Annotated in this window: 8 protein-coding genes; all 8 read right to left on the bottom strand. The window is 65.7% G+C overall.

Annotated features, from left to right (window positions below; all coding sequences use genetic code 11):
* Positions 1-2,770 (bottom strand): efflux RND transporter permease subunit (locus tag V7Q39_RS17650; protein ID WP_333817933.1); only part of this gene is annotated, 2,770 nt, incomplete at its 3' end.
* A gap of 9 nt (positions 2,771-2,779) precedes the next feature.
* Positions 2,780-3,871: an efflux RND transporter periplasmic adaptor subunit gene (locus V7Q39_RS17645; RefSeq protein WP_333817932.1), complete on the bottom strand. Its 1,092-nt coding sequence runs from the start codon at positions 3,869-3,871 to the stop codon at positions 2,780-2,782.
* A gap of 311 nt (positions 3,872-4,182) precedes the next feature.
* Positions 4,183-4,566, bottom strand: coding sequence for a monovalent cation/H(+) antiporter subunit G (mnhG, locus tag V7Q39_RS17640; RefSeq protein WP_333817931.1), 384 nt, complete (start codon positions 4,564-4,566; stop codon positions 4,183-4,185).
* Positions 4,563-4,847 carry a K+/H+ antiporter subunit F gene (locus tag V7Q39_RS17635; protein ID WP_333817929.1) on the bottom strand — a complete coding sequence of 95 codons (285 nt, stop codon included), beginning with the start codon at positions 4,845-4,847 and terminating at the stop codon, positions 4,563-4,565. Before V7Q39_RS17635 ends, mnhG begins: the two co-directional genes overlap by 4 nt.
* On the bottom strand, positions 4,844-5,326 hold the full coding sequence (locus V7Q39_RS17630; protein WP_333817928.1) for a Na+/H+ antiporter subunit E: 483 nt from the start codon (positions 5,324-5,326) through the stop codon (positions 4,844-4,846). The genes V7Q39_RS17635 and V7Q39_RS17630 overlap by 4 nt, the downstream gene beginning before the upstream one ends.
* Positions 5,323-6,948: a monovalent cation/H+ antiporter subunit D gene (locus tag V7Q39_RS17625; RefSeq protein WP_333817927.1), complete on the bottom strand. Its 1,626-nt coding sequence runs from the start codon at positions 6,946-6,948 to the stop codon at positions 5,323-5,325. The genes V7Q39_RS17630 and V7Q39_RS17625 overlap by 4 nt, the downstream gene beginning before the upstream one ends.
* Positions 6,945-7,289, bottom strand: coding sequence for a Na+/H+ antiporter subunit C (locus V7Q39_RS17620; protein WP_333817926.1), 345 nt, complete (start codon positions 7,287-7,289; stop codon positions 6,945-6,947). Before V7Q39_RS17620 ends, V7Q39_RS17625 begins: the two co-directional genes overlap by 4 nt.
* The coding region (locus tag V7Q39_RS17615) for an MnhB domain-containing protein (protein WP_333817925.1) at positions 7,289-7,641 on the bottom strand (353 nt) is incomplete at its 5' end. The genes V7Q39_RS17620 and V7Q39_RS17615, both read right to left, overlap by 1 nt.

Below are 7,641 nucleotides of genomic sequence, written 5' to 3'. Positions count from 1 at the left end.
CGAATTCGACCATCAGGATGCCGTGCTTGGTGATCAGGCCGATCAGCGTGATCAGCCCGACCTGGGTGTAGATGTTCAGCGTACTGAGCCCGAAATACAGCGGCAACATCGCGCCGAAGATCGACAACGGCACCGACATCAGGATGATGAACGGGTCGCGGAAGCTTTCGAACTGCGCCGCCAGCACCAGGTAGATCACGACCAGCGCCGCGCCGAAGGCCAAAAGGATCGTATTGCCCTCGGTCTTTTCCAGCCGCGACTGGCCGGAGTAGTCGATGAAGAAGCCATCCGGCAGCACTTCGGCCGCGATACGCTCCAACTCGGCCAGGGCAACCCCGGTGGACAAGCCGATCATCGGCATGGCCGTCAGCGAGGCCGAGTTCAGCTGGTTAAACTGCTCGATCGAGGCGGCGGCCACCGTGGGCGTGATCGACACGACCGAGGACAGCGGAACCATCGCGCCGGAGCGCGCCCGCACGAAGAACTCACCCAGCCGCTCGGGATTGTCGCGCCAGTCGCGCGGGACCTGGGTGATCACGTCATAGCTGTTGGAATCACGGTCGAACTGGGCCACCGCGCCGCCGCCGACCATAAGGCCCAGCGTCGAGCCGATGTCGCTGACCGAGACGCCCAGAAGCGCGGCGCGGTCGCGGTCAATGGTGACGCGCACCTGCGGGGCGTCGAAGGACAGGCTGTTCTGCACCACGATGAACATGCCGGATTGCATCGCCTTGGCGCGGATCTCTTCGGCGATCTCGACCACCCGTTCCGGCGCGTGGATCGACTGGATCACCATGGCGATGGGCAGGCCGCCCCCGGCGCCGGGCAGCGAAGGTGGCGCGAAGACGAAGCTTTGCAGGCCGGGGGTTCCGTCGAGGATCCCCTGGATTTCCTGCTGGACCTCGCTCTGGCTGCGGTCGCGCTGGTCCCAGTCCTTGAGCGCCCAGATGTAGAAGCCGGTATTCCCGGCCCCGCCCATCCCGGCGACCGAGAACGAGGTCTCGACCTCTTTGATGCCAGAGGTACGCCGACCGATCTCGCGCGTGAAGGCGTCGGTGTATTCCAGCGTGGCGTAGCGTGGCCCGTTCATAATGGCGAAGAGCGCACCGCTGTCTTCCTCGGGCGCCAGCTCCGACGAGGTGTTCAGGAACATGAAGCCCATGACGCCGACCAGAACGGCCGCCATCAGCATGGTCACTGGCCGGTAGTCCAGCGAAGAGGAGACCCGCCGTTCATACCAGTTGGACAGCCCGTTCAGGGTCCGGTCGACGACGCGCTGGAAGCGGCCCGGCTCGCCCGCGTGCAGGATGCGGGCAGACATGGTGGGGGTGATGGTCAGCGCGACCACGCCGGAAATGACGACCGATCCGGCCAGCGTCAGGGCAAATTCGGTGAAAAGCGCGCCGGTCAGGCCGCCGGTGAAGGCCAGCGGCGCCAGCACGGCGGCAAGCGTGATGGTCATGGCGACGACCGGGCCGGTGATCTCCTTCATGCCGGTGATCGCCGCCTGGGCGGGGCGCATGCCGTCGTCGATATGGCGGTGAATGTTTTCCACCACGACGATGGCGTCGTCGACCACCAGGCCGATGGCCAGCACCATGGCCAGAAGCGTCAGGAGGTTAATCGAATAGCCGAAGGCCAGCATGATCGCGCAGACACCGATCAGCGAAAGCGGGATGGTGACGATGGGCATGACGACAGAGCGGAACGAGCCAAGAAAGAGGAGGATCACCACCATGACGATGACCACCGCCTCGGCGATGGTCTTGAACACCTCGGTGATCGAGGCCGAGATCGTCTCGGTCGAGTCGTAGACCAGGTCGATGGTCATGCCCTGCGGCAGGGTCGCCGCCAGCGCGGGAAGCGCCTCGTTCACATTGGTGGCCACGTCAAGCTGGTTCTCGCCGGGGGCGGGGACGATCCCGATGAAGGTGCCGGGCTCGCCCGCGAAGGTCACGATGGCGTCGGTCGTGCCCGAGGCGAGCTCGATCCGCGCCACGTCGCGCAGCCGCACCACGCCGTCCGCCCCCTGCACCAATGGCAGCGCACCGAACGAGTCAGGCGTCTGGATCGTGCTGTCCAGCGTAAGCGAATACGCGAAATACTCGTTCTCGGTCTTGCCCGGCGCCGACAGGAAGTTCGACGACCGGATTGCCGCCAGAACCTCGGGCGCGGTCACACCTCGCGAGGACAGCTTGAGCGGATCGAGCCAGACCCGCATCGCGAACTTCTGCGCGCCCAGGATTTCCATCTGCGCGACGCCCTGGATGTTCGCCACCCGCGGCCGCACCACCCGTTCCAGGTATTCGTTCAGCTCTTCGGGCGACATGTTCGGGTTCTGCACCGCGAAGTACATCAGCGCGAAGGTCATGCCGGTGCCCTTGACGATCACCGGGTCCTCGGTGTCCTGCGGCAGCTGTCCGCGCACCTGCTGCACCTTAGACATCACCTCGGTCAAAGCGACGTCGGGATCGGCCCCCAGCCGCATCTGCACGGTGACGATCGAGGCCGATTGCGCCGACTGGCTGGTGACGTAGTCGATGTTCTCTGTCGTCGAAACGGCGGCGGCGATGGGCGAGGTGACGAAGCCCTGGATCAGGTCGGGTGCGGCGCCGGGGTAGACGGTCGTGATGGTGATCACGCTTTCCGACACTTCCGGGTATTGCCGCACCGGCAGGCTAAAGACCGACGCCAGGCCCACGAACAGAATCAGCGCCGCCAGGACGGTGGACAGCACGGGGCGGCGGATGAAGATTTCCGAGAAATGCATCGGCCGCCCCTATTCGACGGCCGTCAAGGAGACGGAATCGTCGATCCTCACCGCCGCGCCGTTCGACAGCCGGTTCTGCCCCGACGTCACCACCTGGTCTTCGGCGGAGAGGCCCGAGACCACCTCGATCTGCGTGCCGTTGCGCCGCCCGGTCTTGACGAAGACCTGGTCGGCGGTCAGCGCGTCGCCCTCGCCCTTGCGCAGGACATAGGCATAGCTGCCGTAGAGGCTGGCCACGATGGCGGTCTGCGGCACGGCGATCACGCCCTGTTCCACGGGCAGCGAGACGCGCACGCGCAGGAACTGGCCGGGAAGCAGCTGGCCCGAGGGGTTTCTGACCTCGGCCCGGACCTTGGCGAGGCGCGAGTTCGGATCGACCTGCGGCTCGATGGCGATGATCCGGCCCTCGGCGCTGAAGGCGCCGACTTCCGTCGTGACGCTGACCGCCCGGTCCAGCGCAATCGAGGAGAGCTGCTGCTCGGGCAGCGTGAAGTCGACATACATCCGCTGGAGATCCTGCAGCGTGGCGTAGATCGTGCCCGGCACGACATACTGGCCCACCTCGACCCGGGGGATCCCGACCACGCCGCCGAACGGTGCGCGGGACTGCTTGGCTTCGAGCGCGGTCTGCAGCTGCGCCAATTGCGCCCGGGCGCTTTCCAGTTGTGCCGCGGCGCTTTCCAGAGTGTTCGCCGCGCCGACCCCGCGGGCAGTCAGAGTTTGCGCCCGGTCGGCCTCGGCGGTGGCGACCGCGAGGCCGGCCTCGCCTGCGGCAAGGCCCGCGCGTTCGGCCTTGTCGTCGATCTGCAGCAGGACCTGGCCCTCGGTCACGGTCGCGTTCGGGGCGAAGTCGATGCTGCGCACCAGGCCGCTGGATTCAATCGCGAGATCCACGCCCCGCGCCGAGATCGCTGTGCCGACCGCCTCGAAACCGGGCTCCCAGTCGGCCGGCTGGACGGTCAGCGCCGTGACCGGAACCGGGGGCGGCACGGCACCGGCCATGAACTGCGCGATCATGCCCTCGCGGAAGTACTTGAACCAGACGATACCGCCGGCAATCAACCCAAGCAGCACGACAGCGATGATCAGGCGTTTGAACATGGTGTCTCTTGTTTGTCAGTGTTTGTCAGAGGATCGCCAGCAAGCCGACGCAGAGCGCCTGGCAACGGTCCGGCACCCCCTCTTTGTGGGGACAGATGACGGAAAGTTCAAGCCGGGTCAGGGATTAAACCGCACGGTCCCGGGTTGGTCGCCAATCTGTTTCGGTTCAGGCATTGTCGGAACAAGCTGATCTGAGGGACGCCGGGGCAGGCACATCGGCGACGGTCATGGCAGCCTGGCCGGTAGCAGGCCAACAACGCGGCGGGATTTGACTGGCTTCTGCAGGCAGGCACCAGCGCATCGCCAGTTGATCACTGCGTTTCCACATGATCAGGTTCATGTCCGCTTGCCGCCTCGCGCGGCGGCACTGTCGCGTCCCCTTCCTCGCGATCGCGCTTCAGGGCCGCGGCACCCAGAACCATCAGCGTCACCGGGGTGGTGATCATGACGAACACGCCGATGACGATCTCGTGCAGGATCACCCGATCCTGCAGCCAGCTGTAGCTGAGAAGCGAAGCCAGGAGGATCGCCGCGGCGCCCCAGCTGGTGCCCAGTGTGGGCGCATGGATGCGTTCGTAAAAGCTTGTCAGGCGCACCAGACCCAAGGCACCCAGGAAGGCAAGCGTCGAGCCGACCACCAGCAGCGCCGCCACCGGAAGGGCCAGCCAAAGGGGCATGGCTTCGAGCGCGGTCATTCGATCACCTCGCCGCGCAGAAGGAACTTTGCAAGCGCCACGGTTCCCACGAAGCCGCAGATGCCGATGACCAGCGCCGCCTCGAAGAAGAAGGGCGTGCCGAATTTGATTCCGGTCACGATGAACAGCAGCATGGCGATGATGTAGAAGGCATCGACCGCCAGCACGCGATCCTGGGCGCGCGGTCCGATCAGGATGCGTATCAGCGCCAGGAAGCCCGCAAGCGCAAGCGCGCCTTGCGCATAGGTGGTGGCCCAGATCAGAACCGTGAACGCGGTCATCCGAATGCCTCCATCAGCAGCGCTTCATAGCGGTTGGCGATCAGGTCCTGCCATGCGGCGTCATCGACCATGTCGAAGACATGCAGCAGCAGGATTCCCGTCTCCTCGTCGTATTCCAGCCATGCCGTTCCGGGTGTCGCCGTGATGATCACCGCCAGCATTCCCAGGGCAAGCCGGTTCTTCAGCCGCAGCCGGATATGGACAAAGGACGACCGCCGATGCCTTCCGCCCCCTGCCAGAAGGCGCGCGACAGCGTAGTTCGACCGCAGGATGTCCCGGAACACGATCCCGGCCAGCCGGACCAGCGGCCAGACGGCCCGGGGACGCTGGGCCTCGGGCTCGATCCGCGCGAAGGCCCATCCCGCCACCACCGCAGCGGCAGAACCCAACACGGCTTGTCCCGGCGACAGGCGGGTCAGAAGCAGCCAGATCCCCAGAAGGCCCAGCGAGAGGATCGGATGAGGCAGCAGACGTCTCATTCCGGCACCTCCGCATCCTCGGCGCGGGGCGCGCCCAGCACCCCTTCGGCATAGAGCGTCGGGCGCAGCAGGGCATCGGTCGTATCCACCATGTAGCCCAGCGTCACCTCGGCCTTGACGGACAGAACCGCCAGAAGCCCCACGAGCAAGAGGATCGGCGCGAACTCAAGCGCCAGGATGCGTGGCGGCTCGATCGCCTCGCTGCCCCAGAATGTGCGGATGCCGATGCGCATGGTCGCAAGCAGCGTGGCAAAGCCGGACAGAAACAGAAGCGTGATGAAACCCCAGGCCCACCTGTCGCGTCCGGTGTCGTCCAGCAGGCCCTGGACCATGCCCAGCTTGCCGATGAACCCCGAGAGCGGGGGCAGCCCCGCCGAGGCGATCATCGTGACGCCGAAGGCCAGGCTCAGAACCGTGACGGTCCCCGGAAAGGCGAGAACCATTTCGGGCCGGGGATCGTCGTCCGGATCGTCATAGTCGTCGGTTTCTTCATCCGTGATCAGTTCGGCCTCGCCGCCCAGACGGCGCATCGGCTCGATCAGCAGGAAAATCGCGCTGACGGCAAGGGTGGAGCCGAGCATGTAGAACAGCGCCGCCGACAGCACACCGGCAGGTCCACCTCCGGTGACGACACCTGTCGCGGCGATCACCGTTCCGGAGGAGATCATCACCAGGAAGGCGGCGACCCGGTCCATCTCGCGCGAGGCAAGGACACCCAGCAAGCCGAAGGTCACTGTCGTCAGGCCGCCCGCCAGCAGAACCTGCGAACCGAAGCCGGCCGATGCCCCGGCATGGGCCCCGAAGATCAGGAACGAGAGCCTGACAAGGACATAGGCCCCCACCTTCGTCATCACTGCAAAGAGCGCGGCCACCGGCGCCGCCCCCGCCGCATAGGTCGAGGGCAGCCAGAAGGACAGGGGCCAGATGCCCGCCTTGACCAGGAACGCCACCGCCATGATCCCGGCCCCCGCCTGGAACAAGGGGCGCTGGTCGTCATCCAGACCAGATACCAGCTGGACCAGATGCGCCATGTTCAGCGTCCCGGTCACGCCGTAGACCAGGCTGACGCCGACCAGAAACAGCAACGAGGCCGTCAGGTTGATGGCGATGTAATGCAGTCCGGCCCGCACTTTCGCCTCGCCGCCGCCATGCAGCAGCAGCCCGTAGGAAGCCGCGAGCAGGACCTCGAAGAAGACGAAGAGGTTAAAGAGATCGCCGGTCAGGAAAGCCCCGTTCAATCCCATCAGCAGGAACTGGAACATGGCGTGGAAATGCTGGCCCTGCCGGTGGGTGCCTGCCGCCGAAAAGATCAGTGCAGGCAGCGCCAGAAGGCCGGTCAGGACCAGCATCATCGCCGAAAGCCGGTCCACGACCAGCACGATGCCGTAAGGGGCGGACCAGTCGCCCAGAAGGTAGAATCCGATGTCGTTTCCACCGGTCAGGTCGCTGCCCTTGGACCGAGCCAGAAGCTCGATTGCGGCAAGCAGCGTCACCGCGCAGGACAGTAGCCCGATGGCCAGCTTCGCGCGCCGCTGGCGCTCGTCATAGATGAGCGTCAGCGCCCCGGCGAGGAATGGAACGACGATGGGGGCGATGATCAGGTGTTCGGGCGCGACGCTCACGGCAGCTTCTCCGTCCCGTCGACATGGTCGGTGCCGGTCAGTCCGCGCGAGGCGATCATCACCACCAGGAACAGCGCCGTGGTGGCGAAGCTGATGACGATGGCGGTAAGGACCAGCGCCTGCGGCATGGGGTCGGCATAAGCAGCCGGATCGACGAAGCCGCCGCGCGGCATGATCGGCGGCACGCCAAGCATGACGCGCCCCGTCGAGAAGATGAACAGGTTCACGGCATAGGACAGCAGGCAAAGGCCGACGATGACCTGAAAGGTCCGCGGCCGCAGGATCAGCCAAACCCCCGAAGCAGCAAGGACGCCGATGGCGGCGGACAGGACCAGTTCCATCAGAGTGCCTCCTCGGTTTCGGGCGCGCGGAGGCGTCGCTCTTTCAGGCGCGCGGTGCGCAACGTCTGGTGCGCGATCGACACGAGCATCAGCACCGTGGCCCCAAGGACCAAAGCAAAGACGCCGACATCGAAGATCATGACGGTTGCAGCCGGGACCTCGCCGATAACGGGGATAGCGACATAGCGCGCGTGGGCCGACAGGAAGGGATAGCCGAAGACAAGCGCGCCCAGACCCGTCAGTCCCGCGATCAGAAGGCCGAACCCCATCCAGCGCACGGGCAGCACCGTCAGCCGCGCCTCGACCCAGCGCGTGTCGTGGCCGAGGTATTGCAGCAGGATGGCGATGGACA

Source organism: Tabrizicola sp., from assembly GCF_036781545.1.
GTDB lineage: Bacteria > Pseudomonadota > Alphaproteobacteria > Rhodobacterales > Rhodobacteraceae > Tabrizicola.
This window is presented reverse-complemented; position numbering and strand designations above follow the sequence as displayed.

Excerpts from the sequence above, each read along its gene's own strand:
- V7Q39_RS17645 (WP_333817932.1), bottom strand. The coding sequence starts at position 3,871 with ATGTTCAAACGCCTGATCATCGCTGTCGTGCTGCTTGGGTTGATTGCC.
- mnhG (WP_333817931.1), bottom strand. The coding sequence starts at position 4,566 with ATGACCGCGCTCGAAGCCATGCCCCTTTGGCTGGCCCTTCCGGTGGCG.
- V7Q39_RS17635 (WP_333817929.1), bottom strand. The coding sequence starts at position 4,847 with ATGACCGCGTTCACGGTTCTGATCTGGGCCACCACCTATGCGCAAGGC.
- V7Q39_RS17630 (WP_333817928.1), bottom strand. The coding sequence starts at position 5,326 with ATGAGACGTCTGCTGCCTCATCCGATCCTCTCGCTGGGCCTTCTGGGG.
- V7Q39_RS17620 (WP_333817926.1), bottom strand. The coding sequence starts at position 7,289 with ATGGAACTGGTCCTGTCCGCCGCCATCGGCGTCCTTGCTGCTTCGGGG.